18 protein-coding genes, 1 tRNA gene and 1 pseudogene are annotated in these 22746 nt (G+C 65.7%); 15 read left to right on the forward strand and 5 right to left on the reverse strand.

Annotation, left to right across the window (positions count from 1 at the left end):
* Window positions 1-18 precede the first annotated feature (18 nt).
* From ACEWX3_RS06095 to ACEWX3_RS06120, 6 genes are all read left to right on the forward strand, one after another.
* Window positions 19-1389: a S1C family serine protease gene (locus ACEWX3_RS06095; protein ID WP_374158952.1), complete on the forward strand. Its 1371-nt coding sequence runs from the start codon at window positions 19-21 to the stop codon at window positions 1387-1389.
* Between the two features lie 77 nt (window positions 1390-1466).
* On the forward strand, window positions 1467-1964 hold the full coding sequence (locus tag ACEWX3_RS06100; RefSeq protein ID WP_163678671.1) for a molybdenum cofactor biosynthesis protein B: 498 nt from the start codon (window positions 1467-1469) through the stop codon (window positions 1962-1964).
* A gap of 162 nt (window positions 1965-2126) precedes the next feature.
* The gene (locus ACEWX3_RS06105) at window positions 2127-2285 is read left to right on the forward strand and encodes a hypothetical protein (protein ID WP_207065656.1); all 159 of its coding nucleotides are present in this window, start codon (window positions 2127-2129) and stop codon (window positions 2283-2285) included.
* A gap of 390 nt (window positions 2286-2675) precedes the next feature.
* Entirely contained in the window at window positions 2676-3320 is a 645-nt protein-coding gene (locus tag ACEWX3_RS06110) for an MspA family porin (RefSeq protein ID WP_207065655.1), read from the forward strand.
* A gap of 281 nt (window positions 3321-3601) precedes the next feature.
* Window positions 3602-4252: an MspA family porin gene (locus ACEWX3_RS06115; RefSeq protein WP_207065654.1), complete on the forward strand. Its 651-nt coding sequence runs from the start codon at window positions 3602-3604 to the stop codon at window positions 4250-4252.
* Between the two features lie 92 nt (window positions 4253-4344).
* Entirely contained in the window at window positions 4345-4974 is a 630-nt protein-coding gene (locus ACEWX3_RS06120; RefSeq protein ID WP_374158953.1) for an MspA family porin, read from the forward strand.
* A gap of 16 nt (window positions 4975-4990) precedes the next feature.
* On the opposite strand, the gene mscL is transcribed toward ACEWX3_RS06120, so the two are convergent.
* Entirely contained in the window at window positions 4991-5443 is a 453-nt protein-coding gene (gene mscL / locus ACEWX3_RS06125) for a large-conductance mechanosensitive channel protein MscL (protein WP_286182665.1), read from the reverse strand.
* A gap of 377 nt (window positions 5444-5820) precedes the next feature.
* Between mscL and ACEWX3_RS06130 the strand changes: the two genes are divergently transcribed.
* Complete coding sequence (locus ACEWX3_RS06130; RefSeq protein WP_207065652.1) at window positions 5821-6174, forward strand: hypothetical protein; 354 nt, start codon at window positions 5821-5823, stop codon at window positions 6172-6174.
* 230 nt (window positions 6175-6404) lie between these two features.
* On the opposite strand, the gene ACEWX3_RS06135 is transcribed toward ACEWX3_RS06130, so the two are convergent.
* From ACEWX3_RS06135 to ACEWX3_RS06145, 3 genes are all read right to left on the reverse strand, one after another.
* Window positions 6405-7058, reverse strand: a complete 654-nt coding sequence (locus tag ACEWX3_RS06135) for an SAF domain-containing protein (protein ID WP_221354694.1) — start codon at window positions 7056-7058, stop codon at window positions 6405-6407.
* 67 nt (window positions 7059-7125) lie between these two features.
* On the reverse strand, window positions 7126-7479 hold the full coding sequence (locus ACEWX3_RS06140; protein WP_207065650.1) for an FmdB family zinc ribbon protein: 354 nt from the start codon (window positions 7477-7479) through the stop codon (window positions 7126-7128).
* Window positions 7480-7521: 42 nt separating this feature from the next.
* On the reverse strand, window positions 7522-8136 hold the full coding sequence (locus ACEWX3_RS06145; RefSeq protein WP_207065649.1) for a 5-formyltetrahydrofolate cyclo-ligase: 615 nt from the start codon (window positions 8134-8136) through the stop codon (window positions 7522-7524).
* Window positions 8137-8201: 65 nt separating this feature from the next.
* Between ACEWX3_RS06145 and ACEWX3_RS06150 the strand changes: the two genes are divergently transcribed.
* The 8 genes and pseudogenes from ACEWX3_RS06150 to ACEWX3_RS06185 all read left to right on the forward strand — a co-directional run.
* Window positions 8202-9125: a UTP--glucose-1-phosphate uridylyltransferase gene (locus ACEWX3_RS06150; RefSeq protein ID WP_207065648.1), complete on the forward strand. Its 924-nt coding sequence runs from the start codon at window positions 8202-8204 to the stop codon at window positions 9123-9125.
* A gap of 77 nt (window positions 9126-9202) precedes the next feature.
* Window positions 9203-10480, forward strand: a complete 1278-nt coding sequence (gene glp / locus ACEWX3_RS06155; protein ID WP_374158954.1) for a gephyrin-like molybdotransferase Glp — start codon at window positions 9203-9205, stop codon at window positions 10478-10480.
* A 21-nt stretch (window positions 10481-10501) separates the two neighbouring features.
* The gene (locus ACEWX3_RS06160; protein WP_152518499.1) at window positions 10502-11155 is read left to right on the forward strand and encodes a GNAT family N-acetyltransferase; all 654 of its coding nucleotides are present in this window, start codon (window positions 10502-10504) and stop codon (window positions 11153-11155) included.
* 143 nt (window positions 11156-11298) lie between these two features.
* Complete coding sequence (glpR, locus tag ACEWX3_RS06165) at window positions 11299-12375, forward strand: gephyrin-like molybdotransferase receptor GlpR (RefSeq protein ID WP_374158955.1); 1077 nt, start codon at window positions 11299-11301, stop codon at window positions 12373-12375.
* 52 nt (window positions 12376-12427) lie between these two features.
* Window positions 12428-12503, forward strand: a tRNA-Ala gene (locus ACEWX3_RS06170).
* A 216-nt stretch (window positions 12504-12719) separates the two neighbouring features.
* Window positions 12720-13652 carry a hypothetical protein gene (locus ACEWX3_RS06175; RefSeq protein ID WP_374158956.1) on the forward strand — a complete coding sequence of 311 codons (933 nt, stop codon included), beginning with the start codon at window positions 12720-12722 and terminating at the stop codon, window positions 13650-13652.
* Window positions 13652-13897, forward strand: coding sequence for a hypothetical protein (locus tag ACEWX3_RS06180; RefSeq protein WP_374158957.1), 246 nt, complete (start codon window positions 13652-13654; stop codon window positions 13895-13897). Before ACEWX3_RS06175 ends, ACEWX3_RS06180 begins: the two co-directional genes overlap by 1 nt.
* Window positions 13898-13956: 59 nt before the next feature.
* A pseudogene (locus ACEWX3_RS06185) lies at window positions 13957-14076 on the forward strand (LppA family lipoprotein); the annotation flags it as partial.
* Between the two features lie 153 nt (window positions 14077-14229).
* Here ACEWX3_RS06185 and ACEWX3_RS06190 read toward each other — a convergent pair.
* Entirely contained in the window at window positions 14230-22119 is a 7890-nt protein-coding gene (locus ACEWX3_RS06190; protein ID WP_374158958.1) for an Ig-like domain-containing protein, read from the reverse strand.
* Window positions 22120-22746: the final 627 nt, after the last annotated feature.

The following is a 22746-nucleotide window of genomic DNA, read 5'->3' on the forward strand; positions in this document are numbered from 1 at the left end:
GAAGAGCATCGCAGCGACATGACCGAATACCCGAGGTACCCGCAGAACCCGAACCAGGGACCGCGACCCGGTATGCACGGATCAGTGCCGCCCGGACAGGTCGGGCCCCAGCAGCCCTACGACTGGCGTTACGCGACCGAGCAGCAGCGCCAGGCGTTCCGCTCGCAGTACGAGTCCTACCGCAGTGACGCCTACCGCAGTGACACCTACCGCAATGACCCCTACCGGGGCGCCCCGATGCCGCAGGGCCCCGGGCAGTATCCGCGTCCGGACGGGTCGACACCACCGCACACACCGCGCAAGCGCTCCCGCGGGACGGGTCTGGCCGTCGGAGCCGTCGCTCTGGCGCTGCTGTCCGGCGGGGTCGGCGGCGGTGTCGCGATGCTCGTGCACCCCGACCACAGCACCGGCATCAGTGCCACGGGCGCAGCGCCCAGCGTGCCTGCGGCCAGCGTGCCCGCCGGGTCGGTCGAACAGGTTGCGCTGAAGGTCGTGCCGAGCGTGGTCAAGCTCGAGGTGGATCGTGGTCGCGCGTCCGAGGAAGGCTCCGGAGTGATCCTGTCGACCGACGGTCTGATCCTGACCAACAACCACGTGGTGGCTGCCGCGCAGGCCGCGTCGTCCGGCGCGGAGACCAAGGTGACCTTCGCCGACGGCAGCAGCGCCCCGTTCACCGTCGTCGGAACGGATCCCGGCAGTGACATCGCGGTGGTGCGTGCCGAGAACGTGTCCGGCCTGACCCCCATCACCGTGGGCTCCTCGGCCGAGCTCAAGGTGGGCCAGGACGTCGTGGCCATCGGTTCGCCTCTCGGGTTGGAGGGCACGGTGACCACCGGCATCATCAGCGCCCTGAACCGTCCGGTGGCCGCCGGCGGTGACGCGCAGAACCAGAACACCGTGCTCGACGCCATCCAGACCGACGCCGCGATCAACCCGGGCAACTCCGGCGGCGCGCTGGTCAACATGAACGGCGAACTGGTCGGCATCAACTCGGCGATCGCCACGCTGGGTGCGGACGCCGGCGGTGCGCAGGGCGGCTCGATCGGGCTCGGCTTCGCCATCCCGGTCGACCAAGCCAAGCGGATCGCCGACGAACTGATCCAGACCGGCACGGCTTCGCGCGCCTCGCTGGGTGTGCAGGTGGGCAATGACGCCGGCATCGACGGCGCGAAGATCGTCGAGGTCACCTCCGGCGGCGCTGCCTCGGCGGCCGGTCTGCCCAACGGCGTCGTGGTCACCAAGCTCGACGACCGGGTCATCGGCAGCGCCGACGCGTTGGTCGCGGCGGTGCGGTCGAAGGCCCCCGGTGACACCGTGACGCTGACCTACGTCGACCCGTCCGGCCGCTCCCAGACCGTGCAGGTCACCCTCGGCAGGGCAGCCCAGTGACGCTGTCCGCCGATCCGGCCGACCGCCTGCTCCGTGTGGCTGCGCCGCTGTCCGGGCCGAGTTATACGGTTGTGCCCATGGAACAGGCTCATACGTTGGTCGGCCGGGCCCTGGTCATCGTCGTCGATGACCGCACCGCCCACGGTGATGAAGAGGACCACAGTGGTCCGTTGGTCACGGAGTTGCTCGGCGAGGCCGGGTTCATGGTCGATGGGGTCGTCGTGGTCTCCTCGGATGAGGTCGAGATCCGCAATGCCTTGAACACCGCGGTCATCGGCGGCGTCGACCTGGTGGTGTCGGTCGGGGGGACGGGCGTGACCCCGCGTGACGTCACTCCCGAGGCCACTCGCGACCTTCTCGACCGCGAGTTGCTGGGCATCTCCGAAGCGCTGCGCGCGTCCGGGTTGTCCGCGGGCATCGTCGACGCGGGTGTGTCCCGCGGGCTGGCCGGTATCTCCGGCAGCACCCTGGTCGTGAACCTCGCGGGTTCACGTGCGGCGGTGCGCGACGGGATGGCCACCCTGGGGCCGCTGGCCGCGCAGGTCATCGCGCAGCTATCCAGTTTGGAGATCTAATCGAGTACCACTCGCTGAAGGTATGGTGGGAGGAAGCCGCGTCGGCTTCCTCCCATCCGTTTGTCTAGGGGCTGGGAAGCTGACTTCCTCACCTGCGAAGTTACGAGCAGGTGAACTCCAATCTGGATCTCGTTGTGATGTTCGTCACAGGAATGTGGAGCCGTGTCGCAACCTTCGAAGCACTCGCGAATTGCAGTTAACAACATCTTCGGGGATTCGCTGCCGGAGACGACGAGCGACGAACGTGACCCTGCGGCGCCGGACGGCGAGGACGGTCACGAGCGGTGGCTGCGGGACAACGTCCCGCCGCACCATGACTGACCTGTGAGTTCGCAAAAAACCTCGTCAGTATCTCCAGTAACACTCGAGACTTCGTTTCCGAATAGCCAGATGCGGGGTCAGGATCAGCGACGGTTTCTTCGGCCACTCCCCGTCGTCGCGTGGAGGGGGTTCGGCCAGCTGTCGGGGAGACGTCAGCAAACGACATGCAATTCGTGGAGTCGTCCGACACCACCGCCTCTACGCGTTGCCGGTCCGAAGCCTCCCCGTTATGTTCCTCGTGTCAACGATGAGTGATTCGTAAGAACGGCATGTGGGTCTTCTAATTCCGCTCACATGTTCGCCTTGCGAAGTGTGTGGTGTAGCGGTAGAGCCAGGCACGGACAATCGGTGCCCCGCCCGGGGGTTCCGACCTAGACAACAAGGGAGATCATGAAGGCAATCAGTCGGGTGCTGATCGCGATGGTCGCATCCATCGCGGCTTTGTTCGTGAGCACTGGCACCTCTCACGCCGGGCTGGACAATGAGCTGAGCTTGGTCGACGGCCAGGGTCGGACGTTGACGATCCAGCAGTGGGACACGTTCCTCAATGGCGTCTTTCCCCTCGACCGCAACCGCCTGACCCGCGAGTGGTTCCACTCCGGCAAGGCGACCTACATCGTGGCTGGTGAAGGTGCGGACGACTTCGAGGGCACCATGGAGCTCGGCTACCAGGTCGGCTTCCCGTGGTCGCTGGGCGTCGGCATCAACTTCAGCTACACCACCCCCAACATCGCGTTCGACGGTTACGGCCTGGACTTCGCGGACCCGCTGCTGGGCTTCGGCGACAGCATCGTGACCCCGCCGCTGTTCCCGGGCGTCTCGATCTCGGCTGACCTGGGCAACGGCCCCGGCATCCAGGAGGTCGCGACCTTCTCCGTGGACGTCGAGGGCCCCGGTGGCTCGGTCGCCGTGTCCAACGCTCATGGCACCGTCACCGGCGCTGCCGGCGGTGTGCTGCTGCGTCCGTTCGCACGGCTGATCTCGTCGACCGGTGACAGCGTCACCACCTACGGCGAACCGTGGAACATGAACTGATCACGTAGTCACTTTCGCGTTAGCCCTCGGCACCTGCCGGGGGCTAACGCCTTTTCGGGGACAAACTGTGAGGTCACTTCCAAGGTGATGAGGACATCCTGGAGTGCCCGCCGCGGCTCCCCGTTCGCCGCGACATGCGGCTGATCTCCCCGTCCGGTGGCAGTGGCGCCACCCGTCCGCCCTGATTCCCCCGCACCACTCGCTCGACCCGAACCAGCCCTCGGCATCTGCCGGGGGCTGGGCCCATTTTCCGGACAAGCTGTGTGACCACTTGGAGAGAAATGAAGACATTCTGTAGGGCATTGACCGCGCTGCTACTGGCCATCTCGGCGGTGTTCGTGAGCGCAGGCACGTCCCACGCCGGACTCGACAATCAGCTGAGTTTGGTCGACGGGCAGGGACGCACGTTGACGATCCAGCAGTGGGACACCTTCCTCAACGGTGTCTTTCCGCTCGACCGCAACCGGCTGACCCGGGAGTGGTTCCACTCCGGAAAAGCGACCTACACCGTCAGCGGTGAGGGCGCCGAGGACTTCGAGGGCACCCTGGAGCTGGGCTACCAGGTGGGCTTCCCGTGGTCGCTCGGGGTGGGGATCAACTTCAGCTACACCACCCCGAACATCGCCTATGACGGTTTCGGGTTCGGACCCCAAGATGACGACCCGTTCCTCGGCCTGGGAGACAGCATCGTGACCCCACCTCTGCTGCCGGGGGTGTCCATCGCGGCCGACCTGGGCAACGGCCCCGGCATCCAGGAGGTCGCGACGTTCTCCGTCGACGTCACCGGCCCCGGGGGATCTGTCGCGGTGTCCAACGCACACGGCACCGTCACCGGCGCTGCCGGCGGTGTGCTGCTGCGCCCCTACGCGCGGCTCATCTCGGCGGCCGGCGACAGCGTCACCACCTACGGCGAACCGTGGAACATGAACTGACACTTGGCCATGGGCCACGCCGGCCGGTCGGGATGAACAAGATCGGCAAGAGTGTCTGCCGAGCGCGGAAGATCTGAGAAGCTCTTTGTTCCATGAGAGCGATCACCCGGATCCTCACGGCGATCGCCGGCGCCTGCGCGGCGCTGTTCGCCGGTTCGGGTATCTCGCGCGCGGAGCTCGACGACGCCGTCAGCCTGGTCGACGGTCTCGGCCGGACTCTGACCGTGCAACAGTGGGACACATTCCTCGACGGGGTGTCCCCGCTGGATCGCAACCGGCTGACACGCGAATGGTTCCACTCCGGTCGCGCCGCGTACCTGGTGATCGGCGACGGCGCCCACGAATTCACCGGCACCCTCGAGCTCGGTTACCAAGTCGGCTTCCCGTGGGCGCTGGGGACCGCGGTCGACTTCGCGTACTCCTCACCCAACATCACGTTCGGCGGCTGGGGGATCGACGAGAACCTCGCCGACCGCATCTACACGCCCCCGCTGCTCCCTGCCGTGTCGATCTCGGTGGACCTGGGCAACGGGCCCGGGATCCTCGAAGCGGCGACGATCTCGGTCGAGGTCGGCGGGCCGGGCGGAATCGTGGCGATCTCCAACGCGCACGGCGCCATCACCGGCGCGGCCGGCGGGGTGGTGCTGCGTCCCTTCGCGCGGCTCGTCTCCTCCGCCGGCGACAGTGTCACGACCTACGGCAAGGCGTGGACGATGAGATGACCGGTGGGCGGGTCGGTCACTCGGGTGTGGCGTGGCGGCCCTCCCGGGCCTCTGGCGACTCTCCGCCGCGCAGTGCCGCGGCGGCGTCACCGTCGGCGCCGTTGCGCAACAGGTCGCGGATCTCGGTCAGCAGGGTCAGTTCGGTCTCGGTCGACTCCACCTTCACGTCACGCTCCCTGAGCTTCTTGAACGGCACCACGATCACGAAATAGATGACCGCTGCCACGATGAGGAAATTGATGGCCGCCGACAGCACCGCGTTCAGGTCGACGAACTGTTCGCCGCCCAACGGGATCCGCAAGATGCCGTACTCCGCTTCCGGGCCGGCGCCGATCCGGTCGACCAGTGGCTGGATCACGTTCTCGGTGAAGGCGGTGACCAAGCCGGTGAATGCCGCGCCGATGACCACCGCGACGGCCAGATCGATCACATTTCCGCGGGAGATGAACTCCTTGAAGCCCTTCAGCATGGCGCGAGCCTTTCTCGTCCGTGTCACTTCTCGTCCGTGTGAATGCCAGGCCGGGATGCCGGGACATCTCGAACGTTAGCGCCTGCATATCCGGTTACCGACGAAGTCGGTCAAGCCGGGCGACCCTTGTCGCCGACGCTTGGTGACACAGGCGAGAACACGGCTGAACCGGCTGCGGGAGCCGTCCGTTTCGCCACTGCCGACCCGGCCGGGCGCCGTCACCGCTTAACAGTGTCTTAACACCGGTTGAACTGGGGTCTTGACGATCTGGAGGAACGCAAACTAACCGCGCGGCGCTGTGAATTCACTGCTAGTCTGTTGAAGCCTGAATATGCCACGAGGACGCGCGCGTCCTCACTGATAAAAGGGGAACGCTGATGGCCGGATACGCCAGAGCCCTCACTCGCAGTTCGAAGAAGCTGGGTCTGGTGGGCTTGGGCTCCTTCGCCGCCGCCGCCGCGATCGTCGGCCTGGGCAGCGGTACGGCCAGCGCCGAGGTCGACGAGGTCGGTCCCAGCCCGGTCGTGACGAGCCGTCAGGCCTCGGAGAACTCGGTCATCCGGATCAACGACTTCGGGGTTGCCCGCGGCATCTCGGAGGCGCGGCTGGCTGACGCCGGCATCCTCAACGCGTTCGGCGAGGTTCGCGACAGCGTCAAGGCCGTGGTCGGCGGCACCGCCTCGGCGTTCGAGGGCGAGTACCCGGTCGGCCCGCCCATCGGTGACTGGTGATCTGATCTGAAGTTTCCACTGCCGCCCCCGGATTGCCGGGGGCGGCAGTGTTTTTGGTCGATGCAAGGTTTTTCGTCGGTGCAGGGTTTCTCGGCGGTGCACGTTCTCGTCTGGGACGGTTTCGTCAGTGCGCCATTTTCGTCAGTGCGGTGTTGTTCCCCTGTGCCATTTCTTGCTCAGTTCGCTGTTGTTGCCCAGTGCCGTGTTGTTGCCCAGTGCCGTGTTGTTGCTCAGTGCAACGTGACCCCGATGGCGTCGACCAGGGCCGCGGCGGCCACGGTCCTGGCGGCCGTAGCAGGCAACGCCACCAGCACGACCCGGTTGCCGCTGCCGCCGACCAGGCCGGTCGTCTCGGCCGACACCAGCACGACGATCGCGCCGGTGGCGATCAGTCTGGGCTCGGTGCCGGCCTCCGGTGCGGCGGCGACCACGTCGATGACGTCGCCCGGCCGGAGAAGATCCAGCACCGCGGCGTCGGCCAACGTCAGCGGCACGATCCGCGCGTCAGGCCCCGCTGCGGCGTCGGCCAGGTGTGGACCGAGCAATCGCACATCGGTGAGCACCTCGCCGCGACGCACCGGCCCGGCCAGTGTGGCCCCGGCGGTCGCGTCGAGGCCGGCGACTGATCCGTCGGGAATCTCGTCCGCGTTGCGCTTCTCGACCACGACATCGGCCGCAGTCAGCTCGGTGCCCGGAGTCAGATCCCGGCCGGCGACGAGGACATCGCTCTGCCGGCCGCCCGGATCGTCACGCAATGCTGCGACCGCTGCCAGAACGACGAGACCGGCCGCGAGCATCCGCCGGGCAGCTGTGGTGCGCACCCAGTCGGGCCGCAGCACTCGACTGAGGCGGTGCAGCGGCGACGGGTCCAGTGAGTCGCCCACGACATCACGCTAGAGCGCGATACCTCATCGCGTCTGCCCCCGACGGAGCGGCTGTGGATAACTCGGGTCAGCTGGATGCGGCTGCGGCGGGAGCCGAGGAGCTGCTCGACGACGTGCTGGACGACGAGCTGCCCGCCGACGTGGTGGACGAACTGCTCGACGACGAGTCCGACGAACTCGACGAGGAGGTCGACGACTCGGAGGAGCTGCCGCCCGAGCTGCTGGAACTCTTCTTCTTGGAGTCTTCGCGGCTGTCGGTGCGGTAGAAGCCGCTGCCCTTGAACACGACGCCGACCTTGCCGAACAGCTTGCGCAGCCGTCCGCTGCACTGCGGGCATTCGGTCAGCGCATCATCGGTGAAGGCCTGCACCTGATCGAACTTGTTGTCGCATTCGGTACATGCATAGGAATAGGTAGGCACGAAAACCTCCGAGACAGTCAAACTTGTTAGCACTCTACCTGCTTAAGTGCTAGAACCGCCAGGCGGGCCGGGTGATTCCCCGAGTTCCACCAGCCCCCGTCGTGGTGTCAGCGCATGGGTCATCGGCACGTCGTGCGGTTCGGCGGGCAACCGCTCCAGGATCTCGTCGTCGCGGACCACCGCGACCAACGCGGCCGCCGGGTCGGCCAGTCCCAGTGTGCGGTCGTAGAAGCCGGCACCCCGCCCAAGTCGCGCGCCCCGCCGGTCCACCGCCAGCGCCGGCACCAGGATCACAGTCGCCTCCCGCACCGCGGTGCCGGCCAGCCATGGCGGGGAGGGCTCCTGCAAGCCGAAGGGCGCCTCGACCAGCTCGCCGCGTCGGTAGCGGCCCCACGTCAACGGCTGCGGCACCTTCCCGGCGTCGCGGCGGGCCACCGGCAACAACACCACGGCGCCGCGGTCGACCAGCACGTCGATCAGCGCCAGCGATCCCGGTTCGGACCCCACCGGAACATAGCCACACACCGTCTCGCCGGGCCGCACCAACTCCGCGGCGTGCCGGGCCAGATCACCCGCCTCCCGCTCGCGCTCAGCGGCGCCGAGCCGCCGTCTGGCAGCCACGATTCTGCTGCGTAGCTGTGATTTCGTCGCTTGCACTGCGTAGTCCTCGACAGGTCGGGTAAGGAGAGAACAACAGACGCAGAGAGGTTAGTGTGTGAACGATGAATCGGCCTGAAGTTCCTATTCCGCACACCGCGGTCGTGCCCGCTGCCGGGCTGGGAACCCGTTTCCTGCCCGCCACCAAGACGGTGCCCAAAGAGTTGCTGCCGGTGGTGGACACGCCCGGTATCGAATTGGTGGCCGCCGAAGCCGCCGAAGCCGGCGCTGAGCGGCTGATCGTCATCACCTCCGAGGGCAAGGACGGTGTGGTCGCGCACTTCGTCGAAGACCTCGTGCTCGAGGGGACGCTGGAATCACGCGGCAAGCATTCGATGCTCGAGAAGGTGCGCCGCGCGCCCGCGCTGATCAAGGTCGAGTCCGTCGTGCAGGCCGAGCCGCTGGGCCTGGGCCATGCGGTCAGCTGTGTCGAAGCCAGCCTCGCGCCCGACGAGGACGCGATCGCGGTGCTGTTGCCCGACGATCTCGTGCTCCCCACCGGGGTGCTCGAGACCATGTCCAAGGTGCGCGCCAAGCGCGGCGGTTCGGTGCTGTGCGCGATCGAGGTTCCGCCCGAGGACATCAGCGCCTACGGCGTCTTCGATGTCGAGACGGTGCCCGACGCGGTCAACCCCAATGTCCTCAAGGTCAAGGGCATGGTGGAAAAGCCCAAGGCCGAGGACGCGCCGTCGCCCTATGCGGCGGCCGGTCGATATGTGCTCGACCGGGCGATCTTCGACGCGTTGCGGCGGATTCCGCGCGGCGCGGGGAACGAATTGCAGCTCACCGATGCCATCGCGCTGCTGATCGAGGAGGGCCACCCGGTGCATGTGGTGGTGCACCGCGGATCTCGACACGATTTGGGAAATCCCGGTGGGTACCTGAAGGCTGCGGTTGACTTTGCGTTGGAACGAGACGACTACGGGCCGGAGTTGCGCCGGTGGTTGATCGAACGGCTGGGGCTCGCGTCCGGGTCGGCTGAGCAGTAGCGGCTGCTGCGCCGAGCGCATCCGCCCCTGGCCGGTCGTCGCCGGCCAGGGGCCTCTTCAGGTGAGAAAGGCATGTTGTGCGTTCGGTTGAGGAGCAGCAGGCTCGAGTGGCCGCGGCTGCGGTGGCACCGCGCCCGGTTCGGGTGGCGATCGCCGAAGCCCAAGGCCTGATGTGCGCCGAAGAGGTGGTCACCGAGCGTCCGCTGCCGGGTTTCGATCAGGCTGCGATCGACGGCTACGCGGTGCGCAGCGTCGATGTGCTCGGTTTCCGCGGGTCGCCGGAGGACGAGGGCGACGAGGATGAACAGGCGTCTGCCGACGGCGAGATCAGCCTGCCGGTGATGGGTCTGATCGAGGCGGGTGAGCGGACCCCGAGCAGGCTGCAGCCCCGTCAGGCGGCGCGGATCCAGACCGGCGCGCCGATGCCGACGCTCGCCGACGCGGTACTGCCGCTGCGCTGGACCGACGGCGGTAGCTCCCGGGTCCGGGTGCTGCGCGGCGTGCGGTCGGGGGCGTATGTGCGGCGCACGGGCGACGACGTTCAACCCGGTGACGTCGCGGTCCGGGCCGGCACGATCATCGGCGCCGCCCAGGTCGGGTTGCTCGCCGCGGTCGGCCGGGAGCGCGTACTGGTGCACCCGCGGCCGCGCCTGTCGGTGATGTCGGTCGGCGGTGAGCTCGTCGACATCAGCCGTACCCCGGGCAACGGTCAGGTCTACGACGTGAACTCCTACGCGCTCGCCGCCGCCGGTCGTGATGCCGGCGCCGACGTGAACCGGGTCGGCATCGTCTCGACCGACCCCAAGCAACTGCGCGAAACCGTCGAGGGCCAGCTCAACCGCGCCGAGGTCATCGTGATCGCCGGTGCGGTCGGCGGTGCCGCGGCCGAGGGTGTGCGCGCGGTGCTCGGCGAGCTCGGTGACATGGAGGTAGCTCGGATCGCGATGCACCCCGGCTCGGTGCAGGGATTCGGTCAACTCGGTCCCGACGGTGTGCCGGTCTTCTTGCTGCCCGCCAATCCGGTCAGCGCGCTGGTGGTGTTCGAGATGATGGTGCGGCCGTTGATCAGGTTGTCCCTGGGCAAGCGGCAACCGATGCGTCGCATCGTGCAGGCCCGGGCGCTGTCGCCGATCACGTCGGTGGCCGGCCGCAAGGGTTTCCTGCGCGGGCAGCTGATGCGGGATCAGGACACCGGCGAATATCTGGTTCAGGCGCTCGGTGGCGCACCGGGTGCGTCGTCGCACCTGCTGGCGACGCTGGCTGAAGCTAACTGTCTGGTGGTGGTGCCCAGCGACGCCGACCAGATCCGTACCGGTGAGGTCGTCGACGTGGCCTTCCTGGCTCAGCGCGGCTGACGCGCGGCCGGGTGCGTGGTGATGAGCCTGTGGAGTTCGCGGTCGCAGCATCCGGGATGGCCGTTGCCCGCCGGCCCGCTGCGGGTGGCGGCCGGGGTGGTGAAGTTGCGTCCGATACGGCTTCGGGACGCCGCGCAGTGGAGCCGCGCACGGCTTGCCGATCGGGCCCATCTCGAGCCGTGGGAACCGGTCACCGAGCTCGATTGGGAAGTGCGGCATTCGGTTTCCGCGTGGCCGTCGGTGTGTTCGGGACTGCGCGGTGAGGCGCGGCGGGGACGGATGTTGCCGTATGCGATCGAGTTGGACGGTCAGTTCGCCGGGCAGCTGACGATCGGCAACGTCACGCACGGCGCGCTGCGCTCGGCATGGATCGGATATTGGGTGGCCAGCGGCGTCACCGGCGGGGGAGTCGCGACGGCGGCGTTGGCGCTGGGCCTCGACCACTGTTTCGGGCCGGTCATGTTGCATCGGGTCGAGGCCACAGTGAGACCCGAGAACGCCGCCAGCCGCGCGGTGCTGGCAAAGGCGGGGTTTCGGGAGGAAGGGCTGCTCAAGCGCTACCTCGAAGTCGACGGCGCCTGGCGCGATCATCTGCTGGTGGCGCTGACGGTCGAGGAGTTGAACGGCTCGGTGGCGGCGACGCTGGTGCGTGCCGGTCGCGCCGCATGGACCTGATCCACGTCGATTCTGTTGCTGATGTGACACATGTGACTGTTGGTGCTTGTACTCGGTGAATTACAGGTGTGTAATTGTCTCGGCGCGCCGCCCACGGATGCGCTGGTCACAGACCTAGCCTGATGGGGAAAGGAGCAGGCGCCATGCCAAGCATCCCCCAATCTCTTCTCTGGATTTCTCTCGTCGTGCTCTGGCTGTTCGTGCTGGTGCCGATGCTGATCAGCAAGCGCGACGCGGTGCGACGCACCAGCGACGTCGCGCTGGCGACCCGAGTGCTCAACAGCGGCACCGCGGTCCGGCTGCGTCGGCGCGGACCGGCGGCCGGGCACCGCAGCGATCCGGACTGGCGGCCGTCCGAGGACGACCTCGACGAGGACATCGATGCCGATGTCGATGCCGACTTCGAGGACGCTCGCGCCGATGTTCGTGCTGACGACGGCGCCCGGGCGCCGCAGCGCTCCGTGGTGAAGGTGGCCGCCGAAGCGGCTCAGGACGAGCCCGACTATCTCGACGTCGACGTCGTCGAGGACTCGGAGGCCTTGCCCGCGGGTCGGGCGAGGCCCGTCGAGCAGCCCGTGATGGCGGCCGAGTCCGACCAGTTGGCTTTCGATGACTCCGACGACACCGATGAATCCCGGGACGCCGACGTCTCCGACGACGCTGGGGTTCAAGCGGCGCGCGCCGATTCCGCCGATTCCGCCGAGGACGACGAGTACGAGTACGTCGACGACTCCTCCGGTCTGGAAGCGCCCTCGGACGGCGATCTGCGCATCGCCGACTCGATCAGCGCGGCCCGTCGGCGCCGGCACGAATCCAGCACCGCCGAAGCCGTGACGGCCCGCAAGTACCGTTTCCGGGCGCGGACCCTGTCGGTGATGGGGGTGCTGCTGCTGGCCAGCGCAGTCGCGGCGTTCACCTGGTCGTCGACCATGTGGTGGACCTTCGGTGCGGTAGCCACCGTGACGCTGCTCTACCTGGCCTATCTGCGCCGCCAGACCCGCATCGAGGAGCAGCTGCGACGCCGTCGCGCGCAGCGCATCGCCCGGTCCCGGCTGGGGGTGGAGAACACCGCCGATCCGGAGTTCGACGTCACCCCGGCACGGCTACGCCGGCCCGGTGCCGCGGTCCTGGAGATCGACGACGAGGACCCCGAGTTCGAACATCTCGAGCACGTCGCGTTCGCGCGGCACTACGACCTGCCCCGCGCGGCCGGGCAGTAGTGCGCGATTTCGGCAGCCGCGCGGGGGACTGGTAACCTCCTTAGCGACATCAGGGGCTATGGCGCAGTTGGTAGCGCGACTCGTTCGCATCGAGTAGGTCAGGGGTTCGATTCCCCTTAGCTCCACCACAGTTTGTTCAGTTCAAAGGGGTCTAAACCGCTTCGGTTCTGGGTGACGTCAACACTCACGTCAACAGAATGGTTCTAAGATGCCGTCATGGCGTTGAGCCAGGCCCAGGCGATCGTCGCCGCCGCCGTCGAACGACACTTGTGCGCGTTCGGGGTCACCGGCTTCACGCCAAATTCCTAGAACCGTCTGTCGGTGTCCACCGTTACGTTGTGGCGATGCGCTGGTATGCCCGCCCGGAAGGCGACGCCCATGAGCTGAGGGTTGCGCCTCGGCTGGCGTCGTGGAATAAGGCCCATGATCCAGATCAGGTGCGATTGAGGGCTTACCTGGATGACACCGAAGCGCTGCTCACCGATTTGCGAGTTGATGGCCCGTGGGCGCTCCGGCTTGATGTGGGACTTCCCCGTGGACGGGATCTTCTCGGCATGGCTGATCTCGACAACTATGCGTACCCACTTGCCAACCGTTTGAAGGACTCTGGCTTGGTGTCGGTGTGGTGCACCAAACGACACAGTGAGCGGTCTTTCGCACGGATCGAGTCCGCTCGCGAAGTCCCTCCGCCGTCGACAGACGTGCTGATCGCGACAACGACCGCCTCAGCGTCGACCGTCGCCTTCAAGGAGCAGATCTTCTCCGCCGTCGCAGATGCGGGGGAGCTTCCCCTGGGACCCGTCAAGCTCGAACTCGCCTTCGTCGTCGGTCCACGTAGGAATTGGCTAAACCTCTGGAAGCAGACAATCGACTCACTCGACCCACTCCTAGGACGCACCTACCCAGACCGCGCCTGGCATCCACGCGACGGCAGGATCACCGAGTTGGGCATGCATCTGACCGTTGACCCCGCAGCCGGAAACCAGGTCATGGTGGGCGTCATCGCAGAGCGCAACTCGCCCGGCGTCAAACACGCCGACAGCGTCCCGCGCGAAGTCGCCCATGCCGGGAGCCCTGCCGATCCAATCAGGGCAGAAATCGAGCAGATCCTAATCGACCATCCGCGAACCCGTTACGCCAAGGTGCTGCGCGGCATGAAGCGCGGGCTTACCAACGCCGACATGGCCGAGGAAGCTACTAACGCCGGGAACCGATCAATGCTGAGAGCGTTGCTGCAGTCCGCAGGCTGGTGCGACTGTCACTCGATGACGAACTAGTGCCCGCACCATCTGATGCCGCCTCGCAAGCTGGGTTCTACCGCGAGCTCTTGAACTACCGGCGCTCACCAGAGCTGACACAACACATCAACACCAAGCTCGCCAAGCTGCGGAACCTGGACCCAACAATCCTGCTGACGCCGCTCGGACAAGTCCAGCTAGGTGCGAATGATCCGGCCAGGCTGGAAAAGCAGGAAGTGGTTTGTCCCGACTGCTTCATGGTGCACGCCGGAGAATGCCCATGAGCGCACTGCCGGACCGATGAGAAGGTTCGACATCTGCGTGGAGGTCCACCTTATTAAATGACAACCCCAATGACCACGACCTGCAATTCACCAGTGAAACAGGCACCACACTGCGCTTCGGCACGCAGGTCGCCGCCCTCATCAGCGGAAGCACCGGATGCCGCCTACCACGAACTTGACGTACGCGCTGCTGGCCTTTTTCGGTGGGGTGTTAGTGGATGGGGCACGGCGACACGGGGCCGGTGACGGACTGACAAGGAGTCGCGAATCGGCCCGACGGGAGTCGTGATCGTGAATCACTCACTCCGCGCAAACATCTGGCGGCCTGGACATCAGAAGTCCCGGTCGGAGGACCCCGACTCGTTGGCCGTGCCGCCCGAGAGCGTGTTGCCTGCGAGGTCGGAGATTGCCGACGACGGCGACCACCTCAGCGACCCGCTCGTCAAAACCAAGGTGATGTTCCGATAGTCACCGAAAGCTGGGGAGTCGTAATCGCCGAGCACGATGGTGATCGTGTTGCCGCTCATTGTCATCGTCGAGGCGGTCCCGGTGGCTCCGAACGTGATGGGGCCGTTGCCGCCGATCTGGTATATGAAGTCGGTTCGGCCCAAGTCGATCGTGCCCAGGGGCAGCAAGGCAGTGTTGTTCGAGTTGTAGATCCGGAGCGTGTCGTTGCTGCTGCCGCCGTTGTCGCCGCGCACGACCACGTTGGTCGTGGTGCCGTTCCATCCGGCAAGGATCGAATTGGGATTGATCGGCTCACTGAAGGTGTAGGTGATCGAGTCCCCCTGCTCCAGGTACCCAGAGATGTTCAGTCCACCGCCGTTTGTGGCCTGGATGTCGACCGCGGTCGGTGCGACGTTGTCGATGACGGTGATGCTGACGGTGGCTGTGTTGCTGGTGGCGGTGCCGTCGGTGGCTTTGTAGGTGAAGCTGTCGGTGCCGTTGTAGTTGGCGGTGGGGGTGTAGGTGAAGCTGCCGTTGCTGTTGAGCGCCACGGTGCCGTGGGCGGGTCCAGCCACCAGGGTTGCACTGAGGGTGTTGCCGTCGATGTCGGTGTCGTTGGTCAGGACATTCCCGTTCAGCGCGATTCCCTGGTTGGTCGAACCCGAGTCGTTGACAGCGGTTGGGGCATCGTTGACGGCGTTGACGGTGATGCTGACGGTGGCTGTGTTGCTGGTGGCGGTGCCGTCGGTGGCGGTGTAGGTGAAGCTGTCGGTGCCGTTGTAGTTCGCGGTCGGGGTATAGGTGAAGGTGCCGTTGCTGTTCAGCGTGAGGGCGCCGTGGCTGGGTCCGTTGACCAGAGTTGCGGTGAGCGTGTCGCCGTCGACATCGGTGTCGTTGGTCAGCACATTGCCGGCGAGTTGGGTGTCTTCGTTGGCGGTGAACGCGTCGTTGGCAGCTGTGGGAGCGTCGTTGACCGGGTTGACGGTGATGCTGACGGTAGCTGTGTTGCTGGTGGCGGCGCCGTCGGTGGCGGTGTAGGTGAAGCTGTCGGTGCCGTTGTAGTTGGCGGTCGGGGTGTAGGTGAAGGTGCCGTCATTGTTGAGGGTCAGCGCGCCATGACTGGGTCCGCTGGCCAACACTGCGGTGAGGGTGTCGGCGTCGGCGTCGGTGTCATTGGCCAGGACGTTGCCGTTGACGGCCGACTCCTCACTCGTCGTGTAGGCGTCGTTCACGGCGGAGGGGGCGTCGTTGACTGACGTGACGGTGATCGTGACAACTGCGGTGGTGCTGTTGGCGATACCGTCGTTGGCTTTGTAGGTGAAGACGTCGGTGCCGTGATAGTTGGTGGTGGGGGTGTAGGTGAAGCTGCCGTCGCTGTTGAGGGTGAGGGTGCCGCGGGTCGGTCCGGTGACCAGTGTTGCGGTGAGGGTGTTCCCGTCCGCGTCGGTGTCGTTGGTCAGGACGTTTCCGGTCAGCTGGGTGTTTTCGTTGGTGGTGTAGCTGTTGTTCACGGCGACGGGAATGTCGTTGACGGCGTTGACGGTCACGGTGACGGTCGCGGCGGTGCTGGTCGTGGTGCCGTCGGTGGCGGTGTAGGTGAAACTGTCGGTGCCGTGGTAGTTGGTGGTGGGGGTGTAGGTGAAGGTGCCGTCGGCGTTGAGCGTGAGGGCGCCGTGGCTGGGTCCGGTGACCAGTGTTGCGGTGAGGGTGTTGCCCTCGGTGTCGGTGTCGTTGGTCAGGACGTTGCCGGTCAGCTGGGTGTCTTCGTTGGTGGTGACGCTGTCGTCGGTTGCGACGGGGGTGTCGTTGACGGCGGTGACGGTGATGCTGACCGTGCTTACCGCGCTGGTGGCGGTGCCGTCGGTGGCGGTGTAGGTGAACGAGTCCGCGCCGGTGTAGTCGGCGTCGGGGGTGTAGGTGAAGGTGCCGTCGTTGTTGAGGACCAGTTCACCGTGGGTGGGTCCGTCGACAAGTGTGGGGGTCAGTGAATCCCCGTCGACATCAGTGTCGTTGGTGAGGACGTTGCCCGAGAGTGGGGTGTCCTCGTCGGTGGTGAAGCTGTCGCCGGTTGCCACCGGCACGTCGTTGACCGACGTAATTGAAACGGTCACCAGAGCGGTATCCGTCAGCGCTGCGTCACCGGCGGCGTAGGTGAAGCTGTCGTTGCCGGTGTAGTCAGCGTCGGGGGTGTAGGTGAAAGTGCCGTCGCTGTTCAGAACCAGGGTGCCATGAGTAGGTCCGGCAACCAGTGTGGCGGAGAGGCTGTCGCCTTCTGCGTCGGTGTCGTTGGCGAGCACGTTGCCGGACAGCGGGATGTCTTCGTCTGTGGTGTAGCTGTCGTCGACTGCGTTCGGAGCATCGTTGATGGCGGTCACGGCGATCGTCACCAGGGCGGTATTGCTCGTTGCCGTTCCATCAGAAACCTGGTAGCTGAAGCTGTCGACACCGCTGTAGTCGGCGGTGGGTGTGTAGGAGAAGCTGCCGTCGGGATTCAGGACCAATGTGCCGTGAGCCGGTCCGGAGAGCAAAGCGGCAGTGAAGGTGTCGCCGTCGACGTCGACGTCGTTGGTCAACACGTTGCCCAGCAGACTGCTGTCCTCGCCGGTCGAATAGGAATCGTTGTTGGCGACAGTAGCGTCGTTGACGGGGTTGACGGTGATGGTGACGGTGGCGGGGGAGCTGGTGGCGGTGCCGTCGGTGGCGGTGTAGGTGAAGGAGTCGGTGCCGTGGTAGTCGGCGTCGGGGGTGTAGGTGAAAGTGCCGTCGTCGTTGAGGACCAGTTCACCATGGGTGGGTCCGTCGACCAGGGCCGCGGTCAACGAATCGCCCTCGACGTCAACATCGTTGGTGAGGACGCTGGCCGTCAATCGGTAGTCTTCGTCGATGGTGTAGGCGTCGTCGGCTGTGACGGGGGTGTCGTTGACGGCGGTGACGGTGATCGCGACGGTGGCGGCGGTGCTGGTGGCGGTGCCGTCGGTGGCGGTGTAGGTGAAGCTGTCGGTGCCGGCGTAGTTGGCGTCGGGGGTGTAGGTGAAGGTGCCGTCGTTGTTGAGGACGAGGCTGCCGTGGGTGGGTCCGTCGACGAGGGTGGCGGTCAGTGAATCGCCGTCGATGTCGTTGTCGTTGGTCAGGACGTTGCCGGCTAGCTGGGTGTCTTCGTCGGTGGTGAAGGAATCTCCGGCTGTGACGGGGGTGTCGTTGACGGCGGTGATTGTGATCGCGACGGTGGCGGCGGTGCTGGTGGCGGTGCCGTCGGTGGCGGTGTAGGTGAAGCTGTCGGTGCCGTGGTAGTTGGCGTCGGGGGTGTAGGTGAAGGTGCCGTCGTTGTTGAGGACGAGGCTGCCGTGGGTGGGTCCGTCGACGAGGGTGGCGGTCAGTGAATCGCCGTCGATGTCGTTGTCGTTGGTCAGGACGTTGCCGGCCAGCTGGGTGTCTTCGTCGGTGGTGAAGGAATCTCCGGCTGTGACGGGGGTGTCGTTGACGGCGGTGATTGTGATCGCGACGGTGGCGGCGGTGCTGGTGGCGGTGCCGTCGGTGGCGGTGTAGGTGAAGCTGTCGGTGCCGTGGTAGTCGGCGTCGGGGGTGTAGGTGAAGGTGCCGTCGTTGTTGAGGACGAGGCTGCCGTGGGTGGGTCCGTCGACGAGGCTGGCGGTCAGTGAATCGCCGTCGATGTCAACATCGTTGGTCAAGACGTTGCCCGAGAGGGGCGCGTCTTCGTCGGTGTTGACGCTGTCGTTGGTGGCCACTGGGGTGTCGTTTACGGCGGTGACGGTGATGCTGACCGTGCTCACCGCACTCGTGGCGGTGCCGTCGGTGGCGGTGTAGGTGAAGGAGTCGGTGCCGTAGTAGTCGGTATCGGGGGTGTAGGTGAAGGTGCCGTCGTCGTTGAGGACGAGGCTGCCGTGGGTGGGTCCGCCGACCAGGGCCGCGGTGAGTGAATCGCCGTCGATGTCAACATCGTTGGTCAAGACGTTGCCGGCGAGTGGGGTGTCTTCGTTGGTGGTGACGGCGTCGTCGGCCGTGACGGGGGTGTCGTTGACGGCGCTGACAGTGATGCTGACCGTGCTCACCGCGCTGGTGGCCGTGCCGTCGTTCGCGGTGTAGGTGAAGCTGTCGGTGCCGTGGTAGTCGGCGTCGGGGGTGTAGGTGAAGGTGCCGTCGTTGTTGAGGACTAGTTCGCCGTGGGCGGGTCCGTCGACGAGGCTGGCGGTCAGTGAATCGCCCTCGACATCAACATCATTAGCCAGAACATCACCCGAGAGGGGCGCGTCTTCGTTGGTGGTGACGGTGTCGTCGGCCGTGACGGGGGCGTCGTTGACGGCGCTGACAGTGATGCTGACCGTGCTCACCGCGCTGGTGGCCGTGCCGTCGTTCGCGGTGTAGGTGAAGCTGTCGGTGCCGTAGTAGTCGGTATCGGGGGTGTAGGTGAAGGTGCCGTCGTTGTTGAGGACTAGTTCGCCGTGGGTGGGTCCGTCGACGAGGGTGGCGGTGAGTGAATCGCCGTCGATGTCGGTGTCGTTGGTCAGGACGTTGCCGGCGAGTGGGGTGTCTTCGTTGGTGGTGACGGTGTCGTCGGTGGCGACGGGGGTGTCGTTGACGGCGGTGACGGTGATCGCGACGGTGGCGGCGGTGCTGGTGGCGGTGCCGTCGGTGGCGGTGTAGGTGAACGAGTCGGTGCCGTAGTAGTCGGCGTCGGGGGTGTAGGTGAAGGTACCGTCGTTGTTGAGGACCAGTTCGCCGTGGGCGGGTCCGTCGATAAGAGTGGCGGTCAGTGAATCGCCGTCGACATCAACATCGTTGGACAGCACGTCGCCCGAGAAGGACGCATCTTCGTTGGTGGTGACGGCGTCGTCGGTGGCGACGGGGGTGTCGTTGACGGCGGTGACGGTGATCGCCACGGTGGCGGCGGTGCTGGTTTCGACGCCGTCGGTGGCGGAGTAGGTGAAGCTGTCGGTGCCGTGGTAGTCGGCGTCGGGGGTGTAGGTGAAGGTGCCGTCGTTGTTGAGGACCAGTTCGCCGTGGGTGGGTCCGTCGACGAGGCTGGCGCTCAACGAATCACCATCGATATCAACGTCATTGGAGAGGATGTTGCCCGACAGTGAGCTGTCCTCGGTCATGGAGAAGGTGTCGTCGGTAGCCACCACCGTGTCGTCGACCGGGTTGATGACGATGAGGACGAGCGCCGGTGCGCTGGGGGTGATGCCGTCAGATGTGGAGTAGGTGAACCAATCAGCGCCGTTGAAGTTCGCCGAAGGCGTGTAGCTGAAAGTGCCATCGGCGTTGAGATCCAGCACACCGTTCTGCGGGGCGTCGATCATCGACACAGTCAACGAATCGCCCTCGACGTCAGAGTCGTTGGTCAACAGACTGCCGGTCAAGGTGGTGTCTTCATCGATGTTGTAGAAGTCGTCGGCGGCGACCGGCGCATCATTGGTCGGGGCTATCGTGATGCTCACGATCGCAGTGTTGCTCGTGAGTGTTCCGTCCGACGCGGTGTAGGCGAAGCTGTCTGCCCCGGCATAGTCGGCATGCGGTGTGTAGGTGAACGAGCCGTCGGCGTTGAAGGTGAGAGCGCCGTGCATTGGTGCGAAAACCAATGCAGCGGTCAGGGAGCCGCCATCGACATCAGAGTCGTTGTACAGCACGCTGCCGGTCAAGATGCCGTCCTCGCTCATGGAGTACGTGTCGTCCCGAGCGGTGGGAGCGTCGTCGATGGGGGTCACGGTGATCGTGACAGTGGCCGGCGAAGTGGTTCGTACCCCGTCGGTGCCGGTGTAGGTGAACGAGTCGGCGCCGGTGTAGTCGGCATCCGGGGTGTAGGTGAAGCTGCCGTCATCGTTCAACGTCAGGGCGCCGTGTGCCGGGCCCGTCACGACATCGGTGCTGACGGTGTCCCCGTCCACGTCAATGACGTCCAGGTTGCCCGTGTAGGTCGAGTCCTCACTGACGCTGAATGAACCGTTGTTAGCGACGGGGGCATCGTTGACCGGGCTGATCGTGATGGTGGCGGTCGCCGTGTTGCCCGCGGAGGTGCCGTCGCTGACGGTGTAGGTGAACGAGTCCGTCCCGGTGTAGTTGGCCGTGGGAAGGTAGGAGAAGGTCCCATCGGCGTTCAAGGTGAGGCTTCCGTGAGCCGGTCCCGAGGCAAGCGAAGCAGTCAGTAGATCTCGATCGCTGTCAGTATCGTTCGACAGAACATTGCCGTGCAACCGGCTGTCTTCACTGATGGTGAAGCTGTCATCCTCAGCGACGGGGACGTCGTTGACCGGTGTCACCGTGATTGTGACGAGGGTGGGCGCGCTGGACGTCGACCCATCGGAGGCGACGTAGGAGAAGGTGTCGGTGCCGCTGAAATCGGTATCCGGCGTGTAGGTGAAAGACCCGTCGGAACTGAGTTGCACCTCGCCGTGATTCGCTGCCAGGACCACCGTCGCAGTGATCATGTCCCCGTCCGGATCGGTGTCGTTGCCCAACACGTTGCCGGTGACTGTCGTGTCTTCGTCCGTGGTGTACGAGTCGTCCGCGGTTGCCGGCGCTCTGTTGACCGGGGTGACGGTGATCCCGACGACGGCGCGGGCATCAACCATGGCGTTGGACGCACTGTAGACAAACGTGTCGACGCCGGTCCAGCCCGGTTCCGGCGAATAGTGGAACGCGCCGTTGGGCGCCATCGTCAGTTCACCGTGGGCAGGCCCGGAAACTACTGACGCAGTGAGAGTCTGACCACTGGGATCGCTGTCGTTGTCCAGCACGTTGCCGAACACGTAGCTGCCTTGCGCGGTCGTGTAGGAGTCGCTGTTCACTACGGGCGTCTTGTTGGCGGCGACGATGTCGAGTGTGATCGTCGCCGTGTCGGTATGGCCCCGATCGGGTCGTAGAAACCCGAGCAGCCCATGGAAGTGGCGGCCGCTTCCGGCGTCGCTCACGGTCACGGTGAACTGATCCGGACCGACGTAATCGTCGTCGCGGGTATAGGTGAAGGTGCCTGTGACTTGATCCACCTCGACCCACCCGTGCAGGGGACCGCCTACTTCGCCCCGTGCCGGCACGAAGTAGGTAAGACCGTCATCGTCGAGGTCGTAGCTCTGGAACGGTGTCGGGCTGCTGGTCTCGTTCGGAGAAAGAACGAGGGTCGTTTCCTGCGGGCGCACGACGGGGGCCCGATTGAAGAATGTGCGCTGTATCTCGCGAACTACCCAGCCGAGCACCGCGAACAACAGTTGCGGCCGGGACGGACTGACCGGCTCCGGCACGAGAAGCGGCGAGAGCGATGTGGCAGCGAACGCCCTCGGGACATTGACTCCCGCAACGGAGCCTGCCGCCACTGAAGCGGCCGGGCCATCGAGAGGCGTTGATTGCCCACCGATCCCGGCCTCCGGTGCGCTGTCGTTGCGCAGCGAGGCGGTTTCTGTTTCTGTCTCGTCGCTGAGCGACAATGTCACCGCGTCGACCTGTATGTCAGTAGCAGATGAGGGTGCCGGCGCGGGCTCGTCCCGGCTCGTACCACCTGAACTGGCTGCGTCGGAGACGCTCTCGGCTTCCGGCGCCGTCGCGGGAGATTCCTGCGGCACCGCGGAGGGCTCTCCGGTGCCGGGGGCCTCGGCCGAGTCGGGCGAACCTGTTTCCGGCGGGATGCTCGAAGGCGCCGTGTCGTCGAGGGTGCCTCCCTCCTCGGACGGAGGATCGGTCTCGGTGTGATCGGTCTCCAGGTCGACGTCATCGTCATCGACGTCATCGTCATCGTCATCGTCGACCGCGTACGCCGGATCGGTCACCTCCGATACGGATTCTTCATCCTCGTCCGAGTCCGAACGCTCGGTGGATGTATCAGTCGCCGTTTCGGTCTTGTCGGAATTCTTCGATGGCGCGTCAGACGGTGACGAGTCGGCAGACGGCGAGTCCTTGGAAACGCTGTCGGTATCGGTGTCGGCGCGCGCTACTCCGAGTCCGTACCCGGTCGATATCGCCGCACCGACGCCGAGAGCGACGGCCAGCGCGCCCACGCGCCCGATGTGCCGCGAGTAGGTCGCCGCGACGTTGGGTGCGGTCCGGTTTGACGGGAGACCGCTGTCGACGCCGATTCGAAAGGTTGGGAAGATGGCTTCAACTTTGCTGGGATTCTTCTGCCTGCGGTGACGGGCCTTGGTCCGAACTTCGGCCGGGTGACGCCGTCCATGAGCCAATGTCCCTCTCCCACCACTCAAGGCCCCATCAAGGGCGTTGGTCTCGCGGCGACGCATTTCCGAGGTGACGACTCGAACTCGACACCCACGCTGGCGTCTAGCAAAATTTGACGATCGAAACAATAACATGGCAAGCGGTGTAGCCCTAGAGGTTTTTGAACAGTTCAATGCCTGTTTTCTGCTTGCTGATCGCTCAGCAACGTGTAGTGGACACGCATG

The sequence above is a fragment of the Mycobacterium sp. G7A2 genome, from assembly GCF_041902445.1.
GTDB lineage: Bacteria > Actinomycetota > Actinomycetes > Mycobacteriales > Mycobacteriaceae > Mycobacterium.